General features: G+C 50.8%; 19 protein-coding genes, 1 tRNA gene and 1 pseudogene. 13 read left to right on the forward strand and 8 right to left on the reverse strand.

Annotated features, from left to right (window positions below; genetic code table 11):
- Positions 1-62 precede the first annotated feature (62 nt).
- Positions 63-392 carry a hypothetical protein gene (locus JVX88_RS07135; RefSeq protein WP_211626643.1) on the reverse strand — a complete coding sequence of 110 codons (330 nt, stop codon included), beginning with the start codon at positions 390-392 and terminating at the stop codon, positions 63-65.
- A gap of 21 nt (positions 393-413) precedes the next feature.
- On the opposite strand from JVX88_RS07135, the gene JVX88_RS07140 reads away from it, so the two are divergent.
- The gene (locus JVX88_RS07140; RefSeq protein ID WP_211626644.1) at positions 414-1,217 is read left to right on the forward strand and encodes an anti-sigma factor family protein; all 804 of its coding nucleotides are present in this window, start codon (positions 414-416) and stop codon (positions 1,215-1,217) included.
- 24 nt (positions 1,218-1,241) lie between these two features.
- Here JVX88_RS07140 and JVX88_RS07145 read toward each other — a convergent pair whose 3' ends face one another.
- Entirely contained in the window at positions 1,242-2,636 is a 1,395-nt protein-coding gene (locus tag JVX88_RS07145) for a tetratricopeptide repeat protein (protein ID WP_211626645.1), read from the reverse strand.
- 17 nt (positions 2,637-2,653) lie between these two features.
- Positions 2,654-4,498 (reverse strand): serine/threonine protein kinase, encoded by a 1,845-nt coding sequence (locus tag JVX88_RS07150; RefSeq protein WP_211626646.1) that lies wholly within the window; start codon positions 4,496-4,498, stop codon positions 2,654-2,656.
- Between the two features lie 814 nt (positions 4,499-5,312).
- On the opposite strand from JVX88_RS07150, the gene JVX88_RS07155 reads away from it, so the two are divergent.
- From JVX88_RS07155 to JVX88_RS07170, 4 genes are all read left to right on the forward strand, one after another.
- Positions 5,313-6,302 carry a VWA domain-containing protein gene (locus JVX88_RS07155; protein WP_211626647.1) on the forward strand — a complete coding sequence of 330 codons (990 nt, stop codon included), beginning with the start codon at positions 5,313-5,315 and terminating at the stop codon, positions 6,300-6,302.
- Positions 6,303-6,416: 114 nt separating this feature from the next.
- Positions 6,417-6,493: transfer RNA gene (locus tag JVX88_RS07160), tRNA-Arg, on the forward strand.
- Between the two features lie 95 nt (positions 6,494-6,588).
- Positions 6,589-8,472, forward strand: coding sequence for a M3 family metallopeptidase (locus JVX88_RS07165; RefSeq protein WP_211626648.1), 1,884 nt, complete (start codon positions 6,589-6,591; stop codon positions 8,470-8,472).
- Between the two features lie 164 nt (positions 8,473-8,636).
- Positions 8,637-9,752: a tetratricopeptide repeat protein gene (locus JVX88_RS07170; protein WP_211626649.1), complete on the forward strand. Its 1,116-nt coding sequence runs from the start codon at positions 8,637-8,639 to the stop codon at positions 9,750-9,752.
- A gap of 9 nt (positions 9,753-9,761) precedes the next feature.
- Here the strand turns inward: JVX88_RS07170 and JVX88_RS07175 are convergent, their stop codons facing one another.
- Positions 9,762-11,009, reverse strand: coding sequence for a magnesium transporter MgtE N-terminal domain-containing protein (locus JVX88_RS07175; RefSeq protein ID WP_211626650.1), 1,248 nt, complete (start codon positions 11,007-11,009; stop codon positions 9,762-9,764).
- A 231-nt stretch (positions 11,010-11,240) separates the two neighbouring features.
- Here JVX88_RS07175 and JVX88_RS07180 point away from each other — a divergent pair, with 231 nt between their 5' ends.
- Positions 11,241-12,113 carry a lytic transglycosylase domain-containing protein gene (locus JVX88_RS07180; RefSeq protein WP_211626651.1) on the forward strand — a complete coding sequence of 291 codons (873 nt, stop codon included), beginning with the start codon at positions 11,241-11,243 and terminating at the stop codon, positions 12,111-12,113.
- 16 nt (positions 12,114-12,129) lie between these two features.
- On the opposite strand, the gene JVX88_RS07185 is transcribed toward JVX88_RS07180, so the two are convergent.
- On the reverse strand, positions 12,130-13,695 hold the full coding sequence (locus JVX88_RS07185) for a YifB family Mg chelatase-like AAA ATPase (protein WP_211626652.1): 1,566 nt from the start codon (positions 13,693-13,695) through the stop codon (positions 12,130-12,132).
- A gap of 197 nt (positions 13,696-13,892) precedes the next feature.
- Between JVX88_RS07185 and JVX88_RS07190 the strand changes: the two genes are divergently transcribed.
- The 3 genes from JVX88_RS07190 to JVX88_RS07200 all read left to right on the forward strand — a co-directional run bounded on the left by JVX88_RS07190 (position 13,893) and on the right by JVX88_RS07200 (position 18,349).
- Positions 13,893-16,451: a M16 family metallopeptidase gene (locus tag JVX88_RS07190; RefSeq protein WP_211626653.1), complete on the forward strand. Its 2,559-nt coding sequence runs from the start codon at positions 13,893-13,895 to the stop codon at positions 16,449-16,451.
- A complete protein-coding gene (locus JVX88_RS07195) occupies positions 16,448-17,947 on the forward strand; it encodes a transketolase C-terminal domain-containing protein (protein ID WP_211626654.1) in 1,500 nt (499 codons plus the stop codon). The genes JVX88_RS07190 and JVX88_RS07195 overlap by 4 nt, the downstream gene beginning before the upstream one ends.
- A gap of 195 nt (positions 17,948-18,142) precedes the next feature.
- Entirely contained in the window at positions 18,143-18,349 is a 207-nt protein-coding gene (locus JVX88_RS07200; RefSeq protein WP_211626655.1) for a hypothetical protein, read from the forward strand.
- Positions 18,350-18,693: 344 nt separating this feature from the next.
- On the opposite strand, the gene JVX88_RS07205 is transcribed toward JVX88_RS07200, so the two are convergent.
- Positions 18,694-19,497, reverse strand: a complete 804-nt coding sequence (locus JVX88_RS07205) for a hypothetical protein (RefSeq protein ID WP_211626656.1) — start codon at positions 19,495-19,497, stop codon at positions 18,694-18,696.
- A gap of 100 nt (positions 19,498-19,597) precedes the next feature.
- Positions 19,598-21,205, reverse strand: a complete 1,608-nt coding sequence (locus JVX88_RS07210; RefSeq protein ID WP_211626657.1) for a hypothetical protein — start codon at positions 21,203-21,205, stop codon at positions 19,598-19,600.
- Between the two features lie 159 nt (positions 21,206-21,364).
- Between JVX88_RS07210 and JVX88_RS07215 the strand changes: the two genes are divergently transcribed.
- From JVX88_RS07215 to JVX88_RS07225, 3 genes are all read left to right on the forward strand, one after another.
- On the forward strand, positions 21,365-21,790 hold the full coding sequence (locus tag JVX88_RS07215; RefSeq protein WP_211626658.1) for an OsmC family protein: 426 nt from the start codon (positions 21,365-21,367) through the stop codon (positions 21,788-21,790).
- Positions 21,791-22,323: 533 nt separating this feature from the next.
- Positions 22,324-23,586, forward strand: coding sequence for a Na+/H+ antiporter NhaA (gene nhaA / locus JVX88_RS07220; protein WP_211626659.1), 1,263 nt, complete (start codon positions 22,324-22,326; stop codon positions 23,584-23,586).
- 6 nt (positions 23,587-23,592) lie between these two features.
- A complete protein-coding gene (locus tag JVX88_RS07225; protein ID WP_211626660.1) occupies positions 23,593-24,048 on the forward strand; it encodes a hypothetical protein in 456 nt (151 codons plus the stop codon).
- Positions 24,049-24,101: 53 nt separating this feature from the next.
- Here the strand turns inward: JVX88_RS07225 and JVX88_RS07230 are convergent.
- Positions 24,102-24,395: pseudogene (locus JVX88_RS07230) on the reverse strand (alpha/beta hydrolase family protein); the annotation flags it as partial.
- A 125-nt stretch (positions 24,396-24,520) separates the two neighbouring features.
- On the opposite strand from JVX88_RS07230, the gene ctaD reads away from it, so the two are divergent.
- Positions 24,521-26,197 (forward strand): cytochrome c oxidase subunit I, encoded by a 1,677-nt coding sequence (ctaD, locus tag JVX88_RS07235; protein ID WP_211626662.1) that lies wholly within the window; start codon positions 24,521-24,523, stop codon positions 26,195-26,197.
- Positions 26,198-26,214 lie beyond the last annotated feature (17 nt).

A 26,214-nucleotide genomic window follows, 5' to 3' on the forward strand; every position in this document is an offset into this window, starting at 1 on the left:
TAACTACAACGGATGCCTCAGCACAAATTCGCCGAGACATCCGAGACGCGAGTTAGTTGAATTTATTTTGATGCGAACCGATTCTCACTCTGGCCCACTATATAGCTTGTTTTTGCTCTCACCACGACATTCGGCCGCATAACACGGATGCGTATCTGCCGTCGTTCGCCCGGCTGGCCGACAACCTCCGGATAATAGCCGACCGAATACTGTCGCCTTAGCTCTTCAGCTATTCCAGAGAATGCAGCATTCAGATTAGCGGTCGTGTCTGCCTCGAACTTTCGGCCTCCGCTCTTCTGGGCCAATTCTTCAAGGTACCGATTACCCGTTTCATACTCTTCTCGCGAAGAACCCGCAGGACCGCGACCCACGGTCGGGATTCGGTCCTCCAAAGATAAGTTAAGGAGCAGGCTATGAAATGTCAGGATATCCAACTCGATCTGGCGGTTTATTTCGATGATGTTCTGGCTCAGGATGCGACCGAAGCGATAGACGCACACCTTGCAGCCTGTCCATTATGCCGCGACCGGCTCGCCCATTATCAGGAAAATCGAAATGCACTTCGCCGTGCTCGGCCAATCGTGGCAAATGATAGGCTGATCGAAAATATTCGTGCTGCGGTTCGAAATGCCATTGCTCCGGAAACAGTTTCGCCGGCATTTAGGCTGATCGGGGACACGCGAAGCTGGTATCAGCGATGGATGATGCCCTCGCTTGTTGGCTCTTTTGCATCGGTAGTATTTGCCCTCTCGCTTATTTGGCTCGTACTTTCACCGGTAAATCGTCCGATGATCGCCTCTGAGCCGGTCTCCGGAACGTCCACCCTTTATCTTGCAAGCACGAATACTGACTTTGTCGATGGCATCGATCTTTCCCCGCTGGAATTCGCCAGCACCAGACTTTCGGTAGCCTATGAATCTCCTAGCGTTAATCCGCAGGGTGCTCTTGTCGCTCTTTCGCGCTCATTGGTGCGCGGAGAGATGAAGGATGAGGAAGTGGTAGTAGTCGCTGACGTATTTGGGAATGGACTTGCAAGAATAGCCGAAGTAGTTGAACCCAGGCGCGACGATAATGCGATATATGAGCTTCGCAAAGCTCTGCAGGCACCGGGATCAGCTCCTTTTGTTCCGGCGTCGATGGACAAGCGTTCGGAATCCGTTCGAGTTGTGCTGAAGTTCCAGAGTGTCGACGTCCCTGTGAACAGCTCGGGTTTATAATTCAACACCCCGAAACTTTGCAGACTACATCTTGTCTATCTCAGCCTTTAGCATATCTGCGTATTTAGTGCTGATAGCAGCCAAACGGCGATGCTGTTCGAGAGCTTCAGCTTTCCTGCCCGCAACGATGTGAATTATGCCAACATTGAACAGGGCCTTGACGAAATTCGGGCTCAACTCAAGTGTTCGCATATACGAGCTAAGAGCTTTATCGATCTTTCCGTCGTCGTAGTAGGCTCCGGCAAGAAGATAATGCATATCGGAATATGCCGGATTAAGCCGAACAAGTTCCTCTAATCCCGCAACAGCACGCTTCGTCAAGCGATTTGCCTCCGCCGTCCTTCCAAGTGCCCTGTTCGCCCTTGAAAGATAGAACAGAGCTTCGCCGTCATCAGGCTTTATCCGCAATGCATTGTTGCAGGCAGTAATGGCAAGGTCGTATCGACGAAGGTCATTGTATGCCCTACAAAGGTTTGTATACGGCATATGAGTGCCCGGGCTGAAACGGATCGCAGCCTGAGCCGCATCAACCGCGTCCTGATGCCGGTCGGCAAGACTGTAATACCAGCTAATGTCAGTATAAATATCGCCATTGGTCGGGAAGATCCTGAGAGCTCGCCGCGAAGCCTCGATAGCCTTTTCGAACTGGGCCATCGCACGATAACCTTCGGCAAGTTTCTGATAGGTTTGATAGACATCAGGTCTTGCGGTTACCGCTTTCTCATAAGCGGCTACGGCATCATTGAACTTCATCTGGGCGGTGTATCCATCGCCGATCAAAAGATAGGCATCGGCCACATTACGCGTACCTCGCCTTATCGCCTCTTCGGCTGAGGCAACCTGCGACGCTGCATCGCCCGTTCGAGCATAAAGCTGGGCCATTCGGAAGTGCACCTCAGCGTTTGCCTGATTTCTTTGAGCAAACCGCTGATATGCGGAGAGTGCTTCATCATAATCCTCCTGAGCGAACGCAATATCCGCAGATGCAAGGAGAAGGTCCTGATTGTTCGGATCAAGCTGCAGACCGCTGCGGACATCATTCAATGCCTTCGCGTAATCATTCTTGGCAAAATAGATCCGCCAACGCACAAGGTAAACATCGCCAGGCCGGTTGTATCCGCGCTGCAGCGCGGCGTCAAATTCCGGAAGGGCCATATCGAAATCATCAAGATAGTAATGGGCCATTCCCTTCCAGAAGCGAGGATGGGGGTTCTCCGGTCCCAGCACGATCGCCTGTGCATATTGGTCTATCGACCCACGATAATTCTTCTGGCGAAAAAGCTTATCGCCTTCGGTAATTAGCTGTTGGAAACGACGTTGGTTCTGGCGATTCTGTGCATCTACAGTCTCTGCCGACAGCATAAGCAGGCAGCCGATCCATAATATGCCGATCGGAGAAATTAACGTTTTTTTAATCATAATGGCCTCATCACATCTTATTGCAAAATTGTCGGCCGCGGGCGTGGAGTCGGCGCTCGCGTCGGGGCCGGGGTCGGACGCTGAGTTGTCGGCGTCGGTCTTGGGATCGCGGGCGTAGGTCGTGGACCTGATGGCGTCGGACGCGGATCCGTGCTTACCGGCGTTGATGTCGGCTCCGGACTCGGGGACGGCTCGGGTGAAGGCGAAGGTGACGGCGATGAGTCAGGCGTCGGCGTCTCCGTAGGCACGGCAATATCTTCATCCGGTGTCGGTGATGGCGTCTCGACAGGCGTAGGGGTTGGGGTCGGGTCTGCATCGACCGCTACATAATTGAAATAAGCCCAAATACCACCGGCAATTCCTCCGCCCAAAAGCAACAGGAGTAGTAACCCCCCAAGCAAAGCAATGATCTTCCCGGCTCCGCCTTTTTTCTTCGGTGCAGATGCAGCGGCAGCGTATTGCTGAGCCTGATCGCCCTGCGACGCTCCCCATTGCTGATCTCCGGTCTCTCCAACGGCAGCCGCAGTTTGAAAACCCTCCGTCCCTTGCCTCGCATCATAGTCGCTACGGGAAGAAGTGTCTCCTGCCCCTTCAAAGGCGATGATCGGCACCGTCGCATTCGGTTCAAAATCCGAACCGGTGTCTTCGGATGCTGAGTTTTCGAACCCGCTCAGCCCCGAATAAGCATTGGTCATCGCAAAGTCCGGAATATCCTCTTCGGCGGAGGCTAGAGGCACGTCAGACTCTGGCTGGTCCGAAGTTTCGGGTATAAAAGAAGCAGCTCCGGGAATAAAAACCTCGGTCTTTATCCCTGACTGTTGCGGCTCAGACGGAGCATCGACAGGAACGCCGTCATAAACAAGCGTTGCCCCGAAATCGGGCTCAGGTTCGTTCATCGGCGCTGGCACAAGCACATCTGCCGCATCTCCCGTAGGCGAAGCTCCTGCCTGATCAGAAATGTTTGTCCCTCCCGGAATGACAACAGTTTTTGCAGACATCGCATTCTGAACGTCGCTATATGCGCGGCGAAGCGTCTTCTGCATTTCCCGAGCGCTCTCAAAACGCTTCTCTTGGCTAACCGCCATTCCGCGTAGGATTACGTCAGATATCTCTCGAGCGACCTCCGGATTGACCTCATCGATCGGGCGAACGGGATCAGGCGACCCATTGAGCATATCGTCCGCACGTGTTAGCGCATCGACCGGGACTGTATTTGTAAGTAGTTGATAGAGCGTCGCAGAAAGCGAATAGATATCGCTTCGCGGGCTTGTTCCGATACCTCTGATCTGCTCCATCGGGGCGTAATGCGGCGTATATCCGACCACGCTTCCGGTGCTCCCGCCGCTGGTCGGGCCGAGATTCGTTTGCCCGGTCGAACTTTTTGACAATCCGAAGTCGAGGAGCACTATGTGATTCTCATCAGTAAGCTTAAGGTTCTGCGGTTTTATATCCCGATGGATTATTGGCGGCTCGTGCGAATGAAGATATGAGAGCGCATCCAAAAGCTGATCTGCCCAAAACATCACCCAACTGACCGGGAATGGTTTTCCGGCGATCTCGATCCTTTTAGCCAGATCATCACCCGAAATGTGTTCCATAACAAGGAATTGTTGGTCGCCCTCTGTGAAATGATCGCTAACTTTCGGCAAGACCGGATGACGAAGCCTTGCTAATACACGAGCTTCCCGCTCAAATGCATTGTCTAAGGCTTCATCTCCGTAATGAAGCGTTCGCTTTAACGCAACCGCGCTTCCCAACCGCTGATCGACCGCGAGATAGACTTCGCCCATGCCGCCTTTGCCGATGAGCTGAACTATAAGATAGCGGTTTTGGATAAGTGTGTTCTGTGCAAGGGACTTCATTTGGTGTTGTTAATCACAAAGCGAACGTGAGTAATTGAGTACTATTGAGTACTTCGGACAGACAAAGGGTTATTTTCCAACAATTCATCCTAAACTTCAATAGTAAGTGTGGAAAGGCCAACTAGATCTAAATAGTTAAATTGGAGCAAATACGGCGGTCAATGTCTCGAAGATCACTCCCTATGCTGCCAGCAGGGGCCGGGCGTTTTCACCCGTCTAGTGCAGGGTGTGCCCTTTTTGGTCGGAGCCCCGCATTTGAAGATCTTTTCATCATCGGCCAAATTAGGACGTTGTTTAGTATCCGACGCCCTAGAGGAATTGGTATCTTGTTCCTGCGCACGTTCGGTTCCCGAAACAGGCTCCCTAGTATCCGTTAAGCTCTTTTCTGCGATCGATCTAGTTTCAGGCACAGCAACTGATGTGCTTTTCAAGGTTCTCGGGGCATTCTGCACACCGGCGGGCGCAGGCTCCGCCCTTTGCGAGCGGAAAGATACGAATGCACTGCCTACTATCAGGATCGGTATCAATAAGACAGACCACTTATTCCAAAGTTCACTTATTTGATGGTCCGTACTGCAAAGGTCGCAATACTGCCGGCTGTGCCGAAACGACCATTCCTCACGGATTATCCGCTGGCCGCACTCAGAGCAGAACTTTGGCTTATAGAACATCAAACTGTGCAATTAATTAATGGGACGATCTAAAGGCCTAAATATTATAGCCGAGCATGCTCTCAGAGCGAAGCCTTATCGCGTAAGGGTAAACAAAGCAACGCTCTTTCTATGCTTTTCGTCTCATTGATATCATTTACCCTATGTTGTTTTATCGTTTCTTCATATCTACTGTTCTTATCTCTATTTGCTGTATTGGTGTTCTTGCACAGGATGACGATCCGATCCGTGTTGATACGGCAATTGTCAGGCTCAATGTTGGTGTGGTCGATCAGCGGGGACGTCCGGCACTTGATCTTATTCGCGGCAACTTTACCGTTTATGAAGATGGAAAAAAACAGGAGATAACAACCTTTGAGACCTCGACCGCACCGTTCAGCGTCGTAATGCTTTTGGATATGAGCGGCTCCACGAAGAGCTTTCGCCAGAACATAAAACTCTCTGCCGCTCGATTCCTGGACGCTTTGGGACCGGAAGACCGGATATCCGTTATCGAGTTTTATACAAAGTTACGGGTATTGAATGATTTTACGACTGATAGGCGCCGGGCTGCCCACTCTATTTCCGTTGCGAACGGCAGCGGTGATACCGATCTTTACAAAGCGATAGATTTCGCAATGGATACGCTTGCAAAAGAAAAAACCAGGCGAAAGGCGATCGTTGTTCTTACCGACGGAGTTGACACTGCGGCCCAGGCCCTAGACCGCGCACTTCTTTCAGAAACCCCAGATGATCAGGTGGAAACGATCATAAAGCCGGATGCTAACGCGACGCTTGACCGGCTTCTGAATCGTGCCCATTTACAAGGTGTTACTATTTATCCGCTCGCCTTGCCGACCGGTGATCCGGCACGGCTTGCGGACCCGACTCCGCGACAGGTAGCTATGTTCACGGCGGCCAGACAGCGGCTGCAACTGATCGCAGACCGTACCGGCGGCACTATGAACACAATACGGAGGCTCGAAGAAATGGGCGCGTTGTATGCACTGGTTGCCGCAGACCTCAGGACGCTTTATACGATTGAGTATCAACCGTTAAACGCTCAACGCGACGGAAAATGGCGCACTATCTCCGTCGAGGTCAACGATCCGTCGTTGATCGCAAGAACACGACAGGGTTATTTCGCTCGTTAACTCCACCGATACCGGAACGCGTCCGAAAGACCAACATTGCCAGATCGCGGCCGCCGCCGTGCGCAACTTGCTTGACATATTCACGGCACGGTTTGTATCCTTTAGGTTCGCTTTGCACCCGTAGCTCAGCTGGATAGAGTGCTTGACTACGAATCAAGAGGTCGCATGTTCGAATCATGCCGGGTGTACCACAATCTCTGCAACAAAAGCCCTTTATCCTACGAAATATCAAGATAATGGGCTTTTTTGCCATCCGCAGACAATTTATGTGAATCTAAGGAGTGTTATGAAGAACGCGATCTTTACACGACTCTTGCTGACGACCTCGGGCCTTGCCCTCGCCCTCGCTGCTTTTTTCTTTATGAAAGATACAAATGTTCAGGCCGCAACGGACATTGATACTGCGGCAAACCCGCTGCTTGCCGAATGGGTCGGCCCATACGGCGGCGTCCCGCCTTTCGATAAGGTAAAGGTCGCCGACTTCAAACCTGCGATCGAAGCCGGAATGGCAGAATCGCTTGCCGAGATAGACAAGATCGCTGGCAACACCGCCGCCCCGACGTTTGATAACACGATTGCCGCGTTGGAGCGGGCCGGGCATAAACTTGACCGTGTTCTGACCATTTATTACATCTGGGGTGCGAATATGGCAACGCCTGACTATCAGGTTGTCCAACGCGAAATGGCTCCAAAGCTTGCCGCCTTCAACGACAAGATCAATCAGAACGAAGCTCTCTTCAAACGCATTGAGGCAGTCTATAACTCTCCGGAAAAAGCAAAATTAAATGCTGAGCAGCAAAGGCTAGTCTGGGTTCATTACACAAACTTTGTGCGTTCGGGCGCGAAACTGAGCGCAGAGAAAAAGGCGCGGTTGGCTGAGATAAATCAACAGCTCGCCGGTTTATTCACAAAATTTGGCCAGAATCTCCTCGCCGAAGAGAATGGCCAGTGGGTGGTCCTAAAAGATGGATCCGATATGGCGGGGCTTTCACAATCTCTCAGAGACGCCGCAGCCGCAGCTGCTGTAGCAAAGAAGGTCGAGGGGGCCGCCGGAATAATCATCAACACGCGCTCTTCCGTCGATCCGTTCCTTACTTATTCTGACCGCCGTGACCTCCGCGAAAAGGTCTGGAAGATGTTCATCAATCGCGGCGATAATCCTAACGAATTTAATAACAATGCGACTATAACCGAGATCCTTCAGCTCCGCGCCGAACGCGCAAAATTGCTCGGTTATGAAACTCACGCGCATTGGCGGCTTGAGAACGCGATGGCGAAAACGCCCGAACGCACTATGGAACTGATGGAAACCGTCTGGCCTGCTGCTATCGCTCGCGTCAAAGAAGAGGTCGCCGATATGCAGGCTTTTGCGGACAAGGAGGGAGCAAATATCACCATAGAACCTTGGGATTATCGCTACTATATGGAAAAGGTTCGAAAGCAAAAATTTGATCTTGACCAAAACGAAGTAAAGCCATATCTACAGCTCGACAAGATCCGGGATGCGATGTTCTTTGTCGCAGGTGAATTATTCAACTTCACATTTTCACCTGTTACAAACGCCCCTGTCTTCCATCCGGACGTTACAGTTTGGGGGGTCAAGAATAAGATCACCGGAAAACACGTCGGCCTTTGGTATTTCGATCCTTACGCTCGCGATGGCAAGCGGTCCGGCGCCTGGATGAATGCCTATCGCAGCCAGCAGCGAATGGACGGAAAAGACATCACGACGATCGTTTCAAATAATTCGAACTTCGTTAAGGGCAAGCCCGGCGAACCGGTGCTTATCTCTTGGGACGACGCTTCTACTATGTTCCACGAATTCGGCCACGCGCTTCACGGACTTTCCTCGAATGTAACCTATCCTACGCTTTCCGGAACTGCGGTCGCACGCGATTATGTCGAGTTCCCATCGCAGCTTCTTGAGCATTGGCTTTCCACACCCGAAGTGCTTCAAAAATATGCTGTGCATTATCAGACCGGCAAGCCGATCCCGCAGGAACTGGTGGACAAAATCGAACGAGCCTCGACATTCAACCAGGGCTTTGCCACGACCGAATATCTATCGTCGGCTTTGATCGATATGAAGCTGCACCTTGCCGGCGATAAGAAGATCGACCCGGTCAAGTTTGAAAAAGAAACACTTGCAAGATCCTCTTTAGGCGTCTAGCTGTTTTTTCGGGAACATTTACAGTTGATCTCGCAGAAGCTATTTGCGGTGCGGCAATTTCAAATGCTGAAGCAGATCTGAATGTTCTTGATTCGGTCGCGGCACTTGCCGAACACAACCTTATTTCTGAACGATCGCAAAAAACACACGAGACACGATTTAGGATGCTTGGGGTCGTTCGCGACCATGCTATCTCTCTTCTTAGAGAGGCGGGTGAGTATGACATTTTGTTCGCCCGATTGGCGGAGCATTATGCGAACAATGTCGAAAAGGCTGAGCCGCTGATCCAAACAGCGAGTCCCGGTGAGATATTTAGGGTCTTTGAGATAGAGCACGACAATATTCGTGCCGCATTGAAGTGGTCATTCGATAAAGATAAAAAGAGCGCGTTGCGCATCGTGGTAGCTCTTCGCAACTTCTGGCTTCTCCATGGCCATTTGACCGAAGGATTCAATTGGCTTATCACAGCAGCGGACCACCTGGCAGATGCGACTCCAGAACATCGGTTAAAGATCTATAGCGGCCTTGGACTAACGGCTAGGTTTCGTGGACAACATGATGTATCCCGAAAAGCATATGAAAACGGTCTCGAAAGTTGTATCGAGGCAGGCGATAAACAAGGTATTGCAGCGATGAATCGGGGGTTAGGTCTTGTTGCCATGCAACAAAATGTCTTGGAATCAGCCCGTCAGCATTTTGAAACGGGCCTGAGATTGAGCCGTGAACTTGAGGACGATTACGGTATTGCGATGTCATTAAGTTTCCTAGGAGATCTTGCTCGCGTTGAAAAAGACCACACTCAGGCCCGCAAGTTGTTCGAAGAAGCATCCCAGCTTTTCCGCACCATGGACCGAAAGGTCGCTCTTGGCGATTCATTAAATAATCTTGGGACAAGCCGTTTTCTTACAAACGATCCGATAGCTGCAAACGAAAGTTTTGCAGAAGCCGCCCGGATCGCCATCGACATCGGCAACAAGATAACGCTTTCGCATTCGCTTGATGGATTCGGAGCTTTAAGAACTGCTGAATCGAATTTTCACGAAGCAGCAAAGTTGGCGGGTGCTGCTGAAAGCCTTCGCGAGTCACTTGGTTACAAGAATGAACCGGCTGAATTAGCATTTCGTGAAAGCTATCTTGAGAAGGTCAGGCATCGCCTGTCACGCGAAGACTTCGAATCCGCCTATGCCGAAGGTGTTTCTTCAGATCCTGTTCAACTTGCTCAGCATTCAGCGAATATTTCCGGGGAGGCTAAAGGAGCCGGCGAACTTCAGTATAGCTGATCCTGCCTACTAGCCGAATAGTCGCGGCAGACGCGATGTAAGGTCTCTAGCAAGCAATATCTCCATAGCATCATCTACGGTAACGATGCCGGCAATATCGCCTTCATCATCGACTACGGGCAGTGCAAGCAGATTATATTCTGAAATTGTTTGGGCCACTTTTTCTGCGGGATCTGAGGGGTGAGCAAACCTGAATTCGGTACGCATTACCTCTTCTATTTGTTTTTCCGGATCTGCGAGTATCAAACTTCTAAGACTTATAAGACCACAAAGCTTCCACGAACCCTCTTCCTCTACAATATAGAGGTAATAGATCATATTTGGCGTCTCTGCCATTTCGCGAAGTCGGGTTATCGTTTCTCCGACGCTCAGCTTTCTCGGGACGGTAACGAACTCGGTTGTCATCAGGCCGCCGGCTGTATCGTTGTCAAAAGCCATTAGCTCAGCAACGTCCGCACGTTCCTCATCTTCCATTAGATTGAAGAGTTCCTGGGCTTTGTCGTCATCCATTTCTTCCAGAACATCTACGGCGTCATCCGGAGACATCTCTTCCAAAATGTCCGCTGCCCGTTCTTCATCCATCTCCTGAAGGATCCTTGCTTGGGCCTCTGTTGACATCTCTTCGAGAGTGTCTGCCGCGATCTCGTTGTCAAGGCTTTCCACAACCTCCGTGCGATGGATCGGCGAAAGAGATTCCGCAAGCTGTGCTATCTCAACAGGGTGAAGACGAGAAAGCTTATCGCTTGATGATTTTAGCTGGACAGTAGCGGTTGCCGTATCTGTAGCCAGATAACCGACGTCCGCCCAGTCGATCACTTCTACCGGCTTGTCATAACCATAAAACCCCTTTGGTAAAAGCCGACGGAGGAAACCCTGAAAACTTATATCTGCTCCAGAAATACGCCACTCGTTGCCGGCTTCGATAAGTTGAACGTCGTTTACACGAACCACGCGCTTTCCGTCCACATCGATCAGCTGTTTATCCAAAACATCCCTGCCCAGCAGAACTTCGCCCTCACGTCGTTCAAAGGGGGTGAGGTTCAGCTTTGCAGAACTCATCCTTGCCCCAGACTCTCCAAAATCTGCAATATTGCGTTGCGGAATGAAAAAATTTCTACGCCGAAATCGCGCAACAAGCCCGATGACTGGCGGATGATCATCATCGCCGTACCGAACGAGCACGTCATTGACAGATGCTATCCGCTCACCGCGAGAATCAAATATCGGGCCGCCAAGCACCTGAGAAAGGTAGAGCATATCGCTAAAGATACTCCAAACAGGAGTTGGAAAAAAACTTCAAAACTCCAAAATAGTTTGCTTTTTCACCTGATTGTGCTATCCTACCAATCCGAATATGCCCAACATTGTTGGTCATTGTTTAGATTTTTAGCAAACGTTGACTTCGCGATATCCTTTTGTTTGGCTCCTGCCGAAACACCATACTTGGTCCACTTACACCTTTCACTTTTATCATTTTAATTTCAAGAAATGAGAATCATCGGAACTTCATTGACCCTACTATTTGTCTCTAGTCTCCAAATTTCAGGACAGGCTGTAAGGGTTTTCGATAATTTCGATCGTTCGCAAGGAGTTACTGTTTACAAGCCGCCTCCGCCGCCTGACCCCAATACTGGTAAGGTGGCAAAAAGGGTTAAGCGAAACGGAAAATGGGTAACCATCTATGAGGATCCGCTTGTTAAAAAAACGGCAAGCACGAAGCCGAGTGTCGTAGTAACGGACGGCCTGGCGACGCGCGAAGGTGGCTTTTCCCCAAATCCGGTTCGTCTCGTTATGGGATCGAACACCACGTTAAAGGGTTTCACGACCGGAAATCCGGTCTATGACCAGCACATTCTCGATTCAAGCCGCAAGTACCGCATCGATCCGCTGCTGATCTATGCTCAAATGCATCAGGAATCTGCATTCAAACTTCACGCTCGCTCGCACAAAGGAGCCAGCGGATTGATGCAGTTAATGCCCGCGACGGCACGCCGGTTCGGCGTAACCTCCATCTACGACCCAAAACAAAACATTGAAGCCGGCGTTCGGTATATGCGATGGCTACTAGATCATTTCAATCAAGATGTTGTACTTGCACTTGCCGGCTACAATGCCGGTGAAGGAGCAGTAATGAAACATGGATGGCGAATTCCGCCATATCGAGAGACCCAGGAATATGTTCGGAGGATAAGCGCTCGCTACAATTCCATTTCAGATCCGAGCTACATCAAGAACGTTCGCACGACTGATCAGCAACTTGCCAAGGTAGAGCAGAAAGAAGCCCCGCCGCTGACCGTTATCGAAGCAATGCCGATGACTATCCGAACCGCTGACGGCAAGATGATGTTGGTCAATCAATAAGACCTTTCTATCTTACTCAGACCCAATAATCTCTATCGAGCGAACGATAGTTTATCGCTTCGCTCAAATGTCCCGGGCCTATATCGTCGCTTTGATCTAGGTCGGCGATGGTGCGTGCAACTTTAAGTATCCGGTCGTGAGCCCGTGCGGAAAGACCCTGTCTGTTCATTGCCCTTTCAAGAAGCTGCTCGCTTTCCGCATCCAGAGAGCAATACTTTCTTATATGCGACGGAGACATCGCTGAGTTTGAGAAGATTCCGTCGGCGGCTAAACGCTCGATCTGCTTCTCTCTCGCATTTATCACGCGCCGGCGGATGACATCGGAGCTGTCCCCATCGGATGTTCCTTTTCCGCGGAGCTCGTTGAACTTCACCGCCGGTACATCGATATGTATATCGATCCGATCCATCAGCGGCCCGGATATCTTGCTTACATACCGTTGGATCATTGCGGGCGAGCAGTTGCACTCGCGTGACGAACCAAAATAGCCGCACGGACACGGATTCATTGAGGCTACTAGCGTAAAATTAGCCGGAAAGGTCAGCGACGAAGCGGCCCGTGAGATGGTTACCTGCTTGTCTTCCATCGGTTGACGCAGCACCTCAAGAACACTGCGATCGAATTCAGGAAGTTCGTCAAGAAATAGAACTCCAAGATGGGCAAGCGATACCTCACCCGGCCGCGGGACGGAACCGCCACCGATCAATCCCGCCTGCGAAACGGTATGATGCGGCGATTTGAAGGGTCGCTCGGTTATCAATCCGGAGCGGCCCGTCAAGCCAGCGACGGAATGGATCTTTGTGATCTCCAGAGCTTCTTCAAACTCAAGCGGAGGCAAGATCGTTGGCAAGCGTTTTGCAAGCATCGTCTTGCCGGATCCCGGTGGGCCGATGAAAAGAATGTTGTGCCCGCCGGCGGAGGCAACTTCCAGAGCGCGCTTTGCCGTCTGTTGGCCGCGCACCTCCGCCAGGTCGAACCGGTAGTGTTCTCGATCTCCGTTGAGTTCATCGGCACTAAGCTCCAGTGGTTTGATCCTTGGGGTAGTGGAAGCAATAAGATCCTCGGCAAGGCCGGCCGCCTCGCGAAGCGAAGAAACAGGGTAAACATCGATCCCAGTAACTACCGCGGCTTCTTTGGCGTTTTCTTCAGGGACGATAAGATTCTTTATACCGTTATCCCTTGCGGAAAGCGAGATCGATAGAGCTCCGCGCACAGGCCGGACACGACCATCGAGCGAGAGTTCGCCGACGCTTAATGTGCTTTCCAGCAATTCACCGTTGCCCAGATCACCGCTCGCACCTAGAATGCCCAAGGCTATGGGCAGATCGAAACTAGCACCTTCCTTCTTCACGTCGGCTGGTGCAAGGTTTACTGTTGCCCTCTGAACCGGGAAAAAGAAACCGCTGTTGCCGATCGCGGCGCGTATGCGTTCGCGGGATTCACGCACCGCGGTATCGGGAAGTCCGACGATCGTTACTGCAGGTGACATATCGTTCTGCAATGCGGGACGGAGATTTACCTCTATATCGACAATAAGCGCATCAATGCCATAAACGGCGGCTGAACGGGTTAGGAAGACCATAGATTTTCGGGAAGTCAGGACTCACGGCATTCTAGCCGAACTTCCGTGCGTTAACAAAGCGGGTGCGATCGGGAGCCATTACATGCGAGCGCGTCCGCAATGCGGAAACAAATTCGTTATCATTGACGTAGGTAAGAACAGAGATTTCCGTATAATCGAATCATACATATAAACTTACGTTTCCACAGGAGCAACATATGTCCAAGGTTTTTCGTGCCCAGATCGCGCTGTTCATAGTTCTTTCGCTGGTATTTGTGCCGCTTTCATCGGTTGCCGTCAATGCACAGACCGCCTCATCAGTTCCAAAGATCGAATTTGAAAAATTTACGCTTCCGAACGGTCTGCAAGTGATCCTCCACGTGGACCGGAAATTGCCGGTAGTGCATGTGAATCAGTGGTTCTTCGTCGGATCAGCAAATGAACGGCTTGGCCGGAGCGGCTTCGCCCATCTTTTTGAGCATATGATGTTCCAGGGATCGAAGAATGCAACAAAGGAATATTTTGACTATGTTGAGGCGGCGGGGGCTAACCTGCTTGAAGGCGGTGTGAACGGCACGACGAACCAGGACCGCACAAATTATTTTGCAACCGTCCCATCGGGAAATCTGGAAAATCTTCTATGGCTGGAAGCTGATCGTCTTGCAACGCTTCCTGAGGCCCTGACCAAGGAATCGCTTGATAACCAAATAATGGTCGTGCGAAATGAACGCCGCCAAGGCCTTGAGAATCAGCCCTACGGTCGCTCATTCAAGCTGCTCGGCGAGGCATTATTCCCCGCCGGGCATCCCTATCAATCTGATGTCATCGGGGTTCACGAAGACTTGGCGGCAGCCACGCTGGACGATGTCAAGGATTTCTTTCGTAGGTTTTACACGCCGAACAATCTTTCGCTGGTGATCTCGGGTGATTTCGACCCTGCCGAAGCAAAACGGCTTGTCGAGAAATATTTTGGCACCATCCCGCCCGGGCCGGCGCTTGAGCGGCCCGCAAAAGGAAAGGTATCTATTGGTTCTGAAAAGATCGTCGAGGTTCGCGACCGCGTGCCCCAGGAGCGGACATATTTCGGTTGGCACTCACCGGCATATTTCGATGCAGGCGATGCAGAAATGAATCTTGCCGCTTCTATTCTAACAACAGGACTCTCATCCAGGCTTCAGCGTTCATTGGTGTATGAAAAGCAGCTCGCGACAAACGTTGCCGCATTTCAGAGCGGCCAACCGCTCGCGGGCTGGTTCGGATTGTTGGCGACAGCCCGGCCCGGCGTAAAACTTGAGGATGTGGAAAAGGCAGTTATTGAAGAGATCGCAAAACTTGCGCAGCAAGGTCCAACCGAAGCCGAACTCGCGAGGGCGAAAACACGTTGGGAATATCAGTTCGTTTCGGGACTCGAGAGCATCGGTGGTTTTGGCGGAAAGTCTGACAGGCTCAACCAATACAATACCTTTTTGGGCGATCCCGGAATGTTTGATGAGGATGTTGCCCGACATCGAGCAGTAACGCGTGAAAGCCTTCAGAGGGCCGTCGCTGAGTATCTGAACACGAACAAAAGGGTGCTTGTAAGATTCCGTCCGGAGCCATCCAGCCGAGCGCTTGATATTGCTGTAGATCGTTCACAAATGCCTCCGCTCGGCGGTGACCGTCCGTTCACGGCTCCTTCGGTAAAGACGGCGAAGTTAGAGAATGGACTGGAGGTTTTTGTTGTTGAAAAGCCTGAGCTTCCGAAGGTATTGGTCGGGATGGCAACTCGTGCGGGGACCATCGCAGACGCGAGCGGAAAAGAAGGAATTGCCGCGATGACCGCGCGTATGCTCCGCCGCGGCACAAAAACCAAGCAGGCATTGCAGATAGACGAGGCTTTAGGTGATCTTGGCACCAATATTTCAGGTCAGGCAAACCGCGAATATGCAACGCTTGGCAGTGAGGTGTTGACCCGCGATCTTGATTCGCTATTGGCCGTGATGTCAGATGTTGTGCTGAACCCTTCGTTTCCGGCCGACGAATTCGAAAAGGAAAAGCAATTGACGCTTGATGGACTTAAGCAGGCGGCAAATAATCCGAATTCGGTCGCTAATCGGGTTGCTGCAATGATCGCATATGGTGCGGATCATCCATACGGAAGGCCGGCAGGCGGTTTGCCGGGGTCTGTCGCTACGATCACCCGCGATGATCTCGTCCGGTTTCATCAAGAGCGTTGGAAGCCGGGATCATCGGCAATGATATTTGTCGGTGATGTTACTTTGAACGATGCGGTTGCAGCGGCCAGGAAACATTTCGGCTCTTGGTCTGGCGGTTCTGCTCCGGCGATGAATATCCCGGCAAAACGGCCGATGTCTAGCGGGAAAGTTTATCTGGTTGACCGCCCCGGGGCAGCCCAGACGGTCGTTTCGCACATTCTTAACGCACCCGAACGTAAGTCGCAGGATTATTATGCTTTGTCGCTTGCCAACGCTGTTTACGGTGGCGGATTCGGAACCCGGCTGAATCTGAATCTTCGTGAGGAAAAGGGATATTCATATGGTGTTTTTGCATTCCCGCAGCATTACTCAACCGCAGGTGCATGGATAGCGAACGGTGGCGTGCAGACCGACAAGACGAAGGAATCTATCGTCGAGTTTATGAAGGAGCTTCGATACATCGCCGGTGAGAAGCCGATCACACAGGCCGAATTCGAAAAGGCAAAGCTCGCCCGGATCCGCGGTTACGCTCAGCAGTTCGAGGCCTATCAGCGTATCGGCCATCGGTCCCCGTCGAGGTGAACACGGCGGGCGGCGATATCTCTAAACTCGTTTCCGGCTTCCCGAACCTCTTCATTCAAAAATGCGACGGAACCGATCCGCTCGATTCTTACGCTGCGTTCAAACGCGCGGTCGAATACTGCCGCGAACGCAAAGGCCCCGCATTTGTCCATGGCAAGGTCATTCGTCCGTATTCGCACTCGCTGTCAGATGATGAAAAGCTCTATCGCCCCGACGAAGAGCGCGATGCCGACGCCGCGATCGACCCGATACGCACATTCGCCGAGTTTCTGATGACTGAGGGCATCATTACGTCGGAAAAGCTTGAAGAGCTTCGCAAAGAGGTCGATGCCGAGGTCAACAAGGCCGCAGACATCGCGGTCGAAACGCCGCAGCCGCCGCCCGAATCCGCGCTTCGCAACGTCTTTTCTCCCGATGTCGATCCGACCGACCGTAAGTTGTTTGATACAGAGAACGGAGCGGAATTATCAGGCAATCCGGGCACGATGGTTGATCTGATCAATCGCTGCATGCACGAGGAAATGGAACGCGATCCGCGCATTGTCGTTTTCGGTGAAGATGTTGCCGATTGCTCGCGCGAGGAATATCTCGACATCGTGAAAGGCAAAGGCGGCGTGTTCAAGGTAACGGCCAACCTGCAAAGAAAATTCGGCTCGGCACGCGTTTTCAATTCGCCGCTCGCCGAAGCGAACATCATCGGCCGTGCCGTCGGCATGGCAATCCGCGGCCTGAAGCCGGTCGTCGAGATACAGTTCTTTGACTACATCTTCCCGGCGATGATGCAGATCCGCAACGAGGTCGCGCTGACCAGATGGCGAAGCGACGGCGACACCAAATGCCCGATGGTAATTCGTGTACCCGTCGGCGGCTACCTGAAAGGCGGTGCAGTTTACCACTCGCAATCTGGCACCACGCTTTTTGCTCATACGCCCGGGCTTCGCATCGTTTATCCGGCTACGGCGCTCGATGCCAACGGCCTGCTACGCACGTCGATCCGCTGCGACGATCCGGTATTGTTCCTCGAACACAAGCACCTTTATCGTCAGGTTTACAACAAGTCGGCCTATCCCGGCAGCGAGTTCCTGATCCCGTTCGGCAAAGCAAAGACCGTCCGCGAAGGAACCGACGTTACCATTGTTACGTTCGGCGCACTGGTCGAACGTTCGAATCAGGCCGCGAAACGGCTCGAACAGCAAGGTATTTCTGTTGAGCTGATCGATCTTCGCACGCTTGTTCCTTACGATTGGGAAGCCATCGCTGAGTCCGTTAAAAAGACCAGCCGCGTACTCGTGGCACACGAAGACCCGATCTCGTACGGCTACGGGGCCGAGATCGCCGCACGCATCTCGAACGAGCTTTTCGAATACCTCGATGCTCCGGTGCGCCGCGTCGGGGCTACTGATACCTTTGTCGCATATGCCCCGCAGGTCGAGGATTTCATCCTGCCGCAAAGCGAGGACGTCGAGACCGCGGTGCAGGAACTGATGAAATATTAGATTTAGTAATCTGTTTGTTTAACATCAAAAGCACAGATGAGCACGTAAACATTATGCCGGCCGGCAAGAATTTATATTGATGTTTCTGTGTTGTCTATGTAAAATTCTTATTACCCTATGGTAGCGTCGCGGAAGGGGTGCCCGCGGCGCCGTTTTTCCGCTTTCGGCACCCGCACCAAAAGAGGAGTCAAGTTGATGAAAAAACGAATCGCATCATTGATGCTCCTTCTTTCGATTATCTCTGTTTCGGCCGGTGCGGCGTATGCGGTTATCTTTAACGAGAAATCGTATCAACGCTGTCATGACGACAAAGGTGTCCGGATCGATTCGAAAGAATGCGACCCGAATGCCTGTGGTTGTTTTTTCCACTGGCTGGAAGAGTACATCAAAGGAATGTTTTGATATCCGTTTGGCCCCTTTGTAGCAAGCAGTAAAAGGACTTCCCGAAAATCAGAGATCCTTGGCTGTTTTATTCAGCTAAGGATCTTTTTACGTCTCCAAATAAAGGGAAACCGCTTCCCGGCGGCTTCCCCTCCCTTTGTAGCTTAAAGGAATGGGCTGAATCGTATTCAAGCCCAGGGTACATTAGCGGAGAAGCGAGCCCCTGACCACAAGTTTTAAATAAAGTTGGTACTGTAAGGAATGAACGGGTATTGGTCGGCAATCGGCTACATTGGTTTTTATAAAGGCACCGTCTCATCTTCGATCTCTATCGCTGACGATGCGGTCGCTGCTAGCGTTCATATTTACAGTTTAGCAAGTTTATAAACCCCCTTCGCTATCCGTTCGGAGAAACCCTCGTCAACAAGTTGATGATTTGCCTTCCCTGACTCCCAGCGATAGAATCCGAACTTGCCGGAAAGTTCGCCCACGAGGGTCATCCCACACATTTGAAGATAACAACGTGCCAGCTCGCGAACCGCATCTTCCCTTGCCATTTTGATGCTCATTTCCTTCGGGAATCTGGCTTCGGCGAGTGTCCAGATGTATGTGAACTTAGGCACGTAAACCACTTCTTGCGGAATTACCTTCATCCGCTTTTGAAGCTCATCCAAGGCCTTTGTTAGATCTTTCTTGTCACTAAATCCACACGCTTCGCGCAGATCGGCAGTTGCCATCTCCCATTCTTTTCGCAGGATCTGCAGCACCTTCTGAGCATTTTTAGACAAAACTCCGCTCTCACCCTTTTTCGAACAGCCCCAGATAGCATTGAATACAGGTATCATTCGCGGAGCCAGGAACATCGAATGCCCCTTGTAGATCTTCCCGTAATACATCTTACCGTGCGCAATGACCTCATCTTTTAACACCCACGCTCGGCTTGCCTCCGGATCCTTCTGAACGTTCCTAGGCATATGTGCGTCGCGCCGTCCACAAACGGCAATATAAACAGATGGCATTCCTTTTCTATGATCGGTAAGTCCCAAACACATTCCCAGGTCATTGATCATATCTTCAACCTGTCCAACGGTCTCAATGCGGTATGCATCTTCTCTGCGCCATTTTCTGTCGCGGTATTGTTCTATATCTTCTGGAAGCTGCTGCGGCATAAGAAAATTAAACCATAGACTCTTTCTATCTTGGTATCTGGAAGCAAAAAGCGAGGCGTTTAAAACGCCTCGCCCATAAAGATACCGAAGATATACGTCTTTATCTGGGACCATCCTGTCGGATAGGTGATGATGATTGAATCGTTACGGTCGAACCCGGCATTAGACGTATGTCGTCCCGGCCGCCAATGATAACCGAGCCAGCACCGGCACCGCCTCCGATAACTGCACCAATAACCGCTCCTTTGGCTCCGCCCGCTATCGCGCCGATCAATGCTCCAAGGCCGGCACCAATACCACCGCGCTTCGCAGTCTCATTCGTCTGGCTATCACTCTTAGCCGTACCCTCGTTATCAACCTTTATCTCTTTGCCTTGTGTGTCTCTGACGGACTGCACAAAGCCTCCGAAATCGTACGCTTTACCGTCGCGCAAGGTTATGCGTTCGAAGTTGAACGTAACATTCGCCCGCCCGGAGATCTGGCCTGAGCGTCCGACACCAGAAATATAGCCTTCGATCACCGCACCTCGATACTCTATCGGCGATTGGACAGTCATCCGAAATCTATCATTGTTCTGTGAGACCTTCGTGTTTACCTCGTTCTCAAGCACACCTGTGATGATTGTTCCATTCGGAACCACAAACTCACCGATCCGTGGTTTGCTAAGCGTCGGATTGGGGCTGTTTGAACCTACGCGGTCATCTGGATCATTCGAAGAATAGCCGTCAGCACCGTCGTAATAGCCGTCGTCTGAATCATTATTCTCGATACCGAGTTTCGCGACCTGATCTGTCTTTAAATATATGCTGTCTGCAAATATCGTCTCATTAAGATATTCGGTCGTGATGCGGCGCGTTACCTTTAATCCGCGTCCACTATTTTCGGAAACAAAGGTAACTGTGTAATCCGTTTCCCCGCCAATGCTTGATATGGTCAATTCGTCACCGCGGAGCGTTGCGCGGACGCGGATAGTACGGCCATTTGACTGTTCCGTCATCTCGCGCCCATCGGCCGTTAACGTGATCGGCGAGCCTTTTGAGGATGCCAACGTAACGCGTTCACCGCGAACACTTATCGCGATCTGCTCAGGTGCTTCAAGTTTTGATTCAAGATCTCTTCGCTGCTCGCCCGATACGCGTATTGAACCGATCACATCTGCAATCCGTTCGCTTCGGGAACGGTCAAGATCGTACGTACCGTTCAAATTAGAATTTGATAAGAAACGGTCATCCCCATAATCTCCGGTTTGCGAAGCATTTGAGATCCTGCCTGACCAATCCGGCGTGATGCCGTAGTAAGAAGCGAGTCGCCCGATCGAGGCCTTTACTTCAGACCAAGAAACCTCGACCCTAGGCCCCTGAGGATTTCCGCGAAGAAAACCCTCGATATCGTTAGCTGCGGAAATTATGTCTTCCATATCGCTGCGGTTCTCGCGGCGTTGATCAAGATTAGAAGAAAATGTTCTGAGCGCTTCGCTCATCGCATCAAGCGATGACTGTGCATCCTGCTGCACTTGTCGCGAAGCAGAAGAGCTTCTAAGCCGAAACCGAAGGTTAACGGCCATATCGTCAAATTGAGCGTTAAGGCTGCGAAATGTGTCGCGTATCTGCCTCTCATTACGCCGCTGGGCATCAGCATTTGCCGCAAAGAATGTAAAAGTAAACCCTGCCACTACAAATGCCGAGATCAGGCTTCGAAAACGTTTCATGGTCATGTCTCCAAATTATAATTGCCGGCGGCACACGTCCGCATCTGCTTTGAAGCATTTTGCGTGCCTTGCGTTGTCGGGTGTATTCGTTAGCCCGATTGGCACACGGCCTATGTTAGAATCTCGGTAAGTTTCATAGAACGAATTCGGGAGGATCTAATGGCAGAAGGCGGCTACAAAGCGACGGTACGATTTGCGGGCGACGAGCTTTTCATCGGCACCACACCGAGCGGGAATTCGGTAGCCATTGATACCAAAGGAGATAGGCGATCCGCCCCATCACCGCTTGAGATGCTACTGGTGTCGGTAGCTGCCTGTACGGCTGCGGACGTTATCTCCATAATGCAGAAAAAACGCCAAGACGTCCGCGAATATCTGGTTGAGATCACAGGCACCCGTGTTGACGAACACCCCCGGAAATTCACAGCCTTTCACCTGAACCATATCGTGCGCGGACGCGGCATTTCGGAAAAGGCTTTAGCCGATGCGATTCAGCTATCGGACACCAAATACTGCTCAGTCGCCGCAACGGTCCGCCCGACCGCCATGATCACCACAAGCTACGAAATAAATGAACTGGAATAAATAACCACTTAACGATCATTCATAAAGTCAACCTGTAAAACAATTTGCAGGATATTTTCGTTTGCCTTGATATTTCTTAGCATCACGGAGGACAAATTCACATACTAGTTTTCCAGACCCATTAACTAAATGTGGGCCGATCTGTTCAGCTCTCTGACCTCAGTGAAATATCTAGGAGCTTCCCAAAATATTGCCTTTCAGTATGAGCCATGAGCTTAATAGCTCCGATCTAGGCTCTTAAGCTGCGTGAGATCACAACTGGCTGGGTTTGGAACACTGCCGTTATTTTTACTCTATCCCAGATAAGAAGGCATTATTAGCCATTATCGCGGATTGCTCCTGCTAGCCATCAACTTGCTTACCCGTTTACCATTTTCCAGTTTTCGGCACTTTAGAAATTGAAATTTCTGCCGATTCTATTAGTCTATTTAATAGGAACACATTAACCATTTTGGGAATAACCGGTCGGCAAGATCCGGCCTTCACATTATTTTGTTGTTTAGAGACTCTGTCCAAGACCACATCGACCACCAATGAAACCAATACTTAGGATAAGGAATGAAAAGCTCACTAAGGCCTTTAAGGAGTTTTTTGACAGTGAGAAGTCCGGTGCGATAATCCTTGTTGCTTGCACCGTCATTTCGCTTACGCTGGCAAATGTTATAGGCAAAGCATATCCGGACTTTTATTTGAAAACCTACTTAGGCATAGAAGGCTTCCTAAAGCTAAGCATTGAGCATTGGGTCAATGATGGCCTGATGGTTATTTTCTTTTTCCTGATCGGGCTTGAGCTGGAGCGCGAGCTTTACGCAGGTGAACTTTCAAATTTTAAGAATGCTCTCTTACCGATATTTGGAGCTATCGGCGGCCTTGCTCTCCCCGCGCTTATGCACTTTGGCTTCAATGCCGGCACGCCGACCCAAGCAGGCATCGGCATTCCGATGGCAACGGACATTGCATTTGCTATAGGTGTCCTTGCTCTACTTGGCAGCAAGGTTCCTGCATCGCTGAAGGTTTTCCTTGTCGCGCTGGCTGTAATGGATGACCTTGGAGCGATCATAATCATTGCCGTGTTCTATACGGCCGAACTTTCCTACATTTATCTGGCGTCTGCCCTCGCGGTTTTCGCTCTCCTCATCGCTCTTAACCGACTTGGAGTGATGAGCCTTGTTCCATACCTGATCGGCGGCGTATTCATGTGGTTCTTTATGCTGAAATCGGGTGTTCATGCGACCATTGCCGGTGTGCTGTTAGCTTTTGCGATACCATTCACACACAAGCGCGACGACGAAAAGTCTCCGTCTTACCGGCTTGAACATATGCTTCACAAGCCTGTAGCATTTGTTATCTTGCCGATCTTCGCCTTGGCCAACACGGGTATAGTTATCGGAGGCGATTGGGCTTCGGACCTCACGACAAGTAATAGTCTTGGGATCATATTAGGTCTTTTCCTTGGCAAGCCGATCGGCATAACGTTGCTCGCTTTCATTGCCGTAATGTTAGGAATCTCCAGGCTCCCGTTGGATCTTAAGTGGAAACACATCTTCGGTGCCGGGATGCTCGGCGGGATCGGTTTCACCATGTCGATCTTCATCTCGAACCTTGCATTTGTCGGAGCAGATGCCGACTTTGTGCTTAAAACGGTCAATTCGTCTAAAATGGCAATTCTGGTCGCCTCTCTCGCTGCCGGAACGGCCGGATTCCTATGGCTTAGTATTCTAAGTAAGCGGGCAGCGGCAGGCACAGATGAGGATCTTATCAATTATGCTGATGATGAGGACGAGGCTTTAGCCTAAGATAAAATGAACACGGGTTTCACAAGTGTACCGTTCAAAGCTGAAAAGCATCAGGGCTTTTCCACAGTAAACGGTGTCGCAAAATTTTCATCTGCCGGTATCGTCTTTGAATTTGAATCGAAGCTATTGGGTATGATCGGCAGCGGTGTTCAAGAGATCCGATTGCCGATCGCAGAATTGCTCGATGTGAAGTTCAAGAAAGGCGTCTTCAAACGGGGAGCTAAGATAGAGATCCGCACAAGATCATTTGCGGCTGTGGCCGAACTTCCCCACCAAGATGGAAAGGTCACATTAAAGATCTCTCGCGAAGATTTCGAACGCGGGCAAACTGCGGTAGAGCAGCTTAGAAAGGATATGCAGTCTTATAATGCTGAGCTTCCTCCTGTTCACACACCGGTCAGCCAACTTTTCACGGACGAAAGCGAAGCAGAGACCCAGTTATTGGAAAAAGATGGCGAATAGCGAGCCCTGTCAAAAAAGATATGGCGAAGGCTCGCTATTGTTCAGACTCGTCGTTATCTTTGCGGAGTTAGTCGCGGATCCTGTTTTGGCGTCAGTTTGTACTCCCTAGGCGGTTCAGCTCCCATTAAGTGTCTAACAAAGTAATCCCAACGCCGACGCATCATATACCAGTTGTCAGCAGCAAAACCATGCCGTGCGTTCGGATAAATGATCAAATCAAAATCCTTATTCGCTTTTATCAAGGCATCTACAACGAGCAATGTATTGTACGGAGGTACATTGTCATCCATTCCACCGTGTGCCAGCATCAATTTACCCTTTAGGTCCTTGGCAAAATTTTGATTGGCCTGATCTGTGTAATCATCAAGTCACTTAGCGGAGTAACTTCATCCACACCGGCTTCGCAAATGACTTCGGCTCCTGCTCAGGGCTCTAATGCCACCAATAGCAATACGGGAGGTGGTAATTGATTATGCAAAACGCTGATGCATTGAATGCAGGAATGACTGCCGAACCAAAACTGAATTATCTGACCAACGGTACGACGCTCAAATCCTGGCTGCTGACCAAGGACCATAAGCGGATCGCGATAATGTATTTGATCACGGTCTCGCTTTTCTTCCTGGCTGGCGGTATGTATGCCGCGGTAATTCGGCTTGAATTGCTGACACCGGCAACCGATCTTATCGAGTCGGCAACGTACAATAAAGTCTTCACTCAGCACGGGATCTTGATGATCTTCTTCTTCCTGATCCCGTCGATCCCGGCCATTTTGGGTAACTTTTTGCTTCCGATAATGATAGGAGCAAAAGATCTTGCACTTCCGCGGATCAACCTTTTAAGCCTTTATATCTACTGGGTGGGCGGACTGTTGACCATCTATGCTCTACTTCAGGGCGGTGTTGATACGGGTTGGACATTCTACACGCCTTACAGCACCACGTTTTCGAACAGCTATGTGATGGCGGTCGGACTCGGGATCTTTATCAATGGCTTTTCGTCGATATTGACCGGCCTGAACTTCATCGTAACCATACATACTATGCGGGCTCCGGGAATGACGTGGTTCCGAATGCCGCTATTTGTTTGGGCAAACTATGCAACTAGCCTGGTGATGATACTGGGAACACCGGTCGTTGCTATCACGATCCTTTTGCTCGCGATCGAACGTGCGGCGGGAGTTGGTATATTCGATCCGGCAATAGGCGGGGACCCGATCCTGTTTCAGCACCTTTTCTGGTTCTATTCGCATCCGGCTGTTTACATAATGATCTTGCCGGGAATGGGCGTCGTTTCCGAGCTCATATCGAACTTTTCGCGTAAAAAGATCTTCGGATATGAATTTATTGCATTTTCGTCGATCGCGATCGCGGTTTTTGGTTTCCTTGTCTGGGGACACCATATGTTCGTTTCGGGACAATCGATTTATGCCGGATTGGTATTTTCGTTCTTGACGATGGTGGTCGCAGTCCCTTCGGCGATCAAGATGTTCAATTGGACGGCCACAATGTACAAGGGGTCGATCTCCTATGACACGCCTATGCTGTATGCGATAGGTTTCCTTGGGTTGTTCCTTGTTGGCGGTTTGACCGGATTATTCTTGGGTTCCATCGGTCTAACAGTACATCTGACTGATACTTATTTTGTAGTTGCCCACTTCCACTACGTGATGGTTGGCGGACAGGTGATCGCATATCTCGGCGGCATCCACTATTGGTGGCCGAAGATGACCGGAAGGATGTACTCGGAATTCTGGGGAAAGATTTCGGCTATGTTGGTTTTTGTCGGGTTTAACCTTACATTCTTTCCGCAATTCATTCTTGGGTATCAGGGGATGCCGAGACGGTATGCATCTTATCCGCCTGAATTTCAGGTACTTAATATCTTTTCTACGGCCGGAGCTTCAGTGCTTGGCGTCGGACTCTTGATGCCGGTCGTATATCTGACTCATTCCCTGATCTACGGAAAGAAGGCAGGGGACAATCCATGGTTGCTTCCGGGGTTAGAATGGCGCACAAGTTCGCCGCCGCCGACCGAAAATTTTGAGAAGATGCCGGTAGTAACATGGGAAGCCTACGATTTCAGTGAAGAAAACGGGCTGGATATTGAAGAAGCCCGACGAAGACAAAGGGAAGTAGTAACAGCTTAGGATCGAGTAAATACCGG

Source organism: Leptolyngbya sp. 7M (genome assembly GCF_018128485.1).

Bases quoted from the DNA above. Each gene is read 5' to 3' on its own strand.
- JVX88_RS07140 (WP_211626644.1), top strand. From the start codon at position 414: ATGAAATGTCAGGATATCCAACTCGATCTGGCGGTTTATTTCGATGAT.
- JVX88_RS07145 (WP_211626645.1), bottom strand. From the start codon at position 2,636: ATGATTAAAAAAACGTTAATTTCTCCGATCGGCATATTATGGATCGGC.
- JVX88_RS07150 (WP_211626646.1), bottom strand. From the start codon at position 4,498: ATGAAGTCCCTTGCACAGAACACACTTATCCAAAACCGCTATCTTATA.
- JVX88_RS07155 (WP_211626647.1), top strand. From the start codon at position 5,313: ATGTTGTTTTATCGTTTCTTCATATCTACTGTTCTTATCTCTATTTGC.
- JVX88_RS07165 (WP_211626648.1), top strand. From the start codon at position 6,589: ATGAAGAACGCGATCTTTACACGACTCTTGCTGACGACCTCGGGCCTT.
- JVX88_RS07170 (WP_211626649.1), top strand. From the start codon at position 8,637: ATGCTTGGGGTCGTTCGCGACCATGCTATCTCTCTTCTTAGAGAGGCG.
- JVX88_RS07175 (WP_211626650.1), bottom strand. From the start codon at position 11,009: ATGCTCTACCTTTCTCAGGTGCTTGGCGGCCCGATATTTGATTCTCGC.
- JVX88_RS07180 (WP_211626651.1), top strand. From the start codon at position 11,241: ATGAGAATCATCGGAACTTCATTGACCCTACTATTTGTCTCTAGTCTC.
- JVX88_RS07185 (WP_211626652.1), bottom strand. From the start codon at position 13,695: ATGGTCTTCCTAACCCGTTCAGCCGCCGTTTATGGCATTGATGCGCTT.
- JVX88_RS07190 (WP_211626653.1), top strand. From the start codon at position 13,893: ATGTCCAAGGTTTTTCGTGCCCAGATCGCGCTGTTCATAGTTCTTTCG.
- JVX88_RS07200 (WP_211626655.1), top strand. From the start codon at position 18,143: ATGAAAAAACGAATCGCATCATTGATGCTCCTTCTTTCGATTATCTCT.
- JVX88_RS07205 (WP_211626656.1), bottom strand. From the start codon at position 19,497: ATGCCGCAGCAGCTTCCAGAAGATATAGAACAATACCGCGACAGAAAA.
- JVX88_RS07210 (WP_211626657.1), bottom strand. From the start codon at position 21,205: ATGAAACGTTTTCGAAGCCTGATCTCGGCATTTGTAGTGGCAGGGTTT.
- JVX88_RS07215 (WP_211626658.1), top strand. From the start codon at position 21,365: ATGGCAGAAGGCGGCTACAAAGCGACGGTACGATTTGCGGGCGACGAG.
- nhaA (WP_211626659.1), top strand. From the start codon at position 22,324: ATGAAACCAATACTTAGGATAAGGAATGAAAAGCTCACTAAGGCCTTT.
- JVX88_RS07225 (WP_211626660.1), top strand. From the start codon at position 23,593: ATGAACACGGGTTTCACAAGTGTACCGTTCAAAGCTGAAAAGCATCAG.
- ctaD (WP_211626662.1), top strand. From the start codon at position 24,521: ATGCAAAACGCTGATGCATTGAATGCAGGAATGACTGCCGAACCAAAA.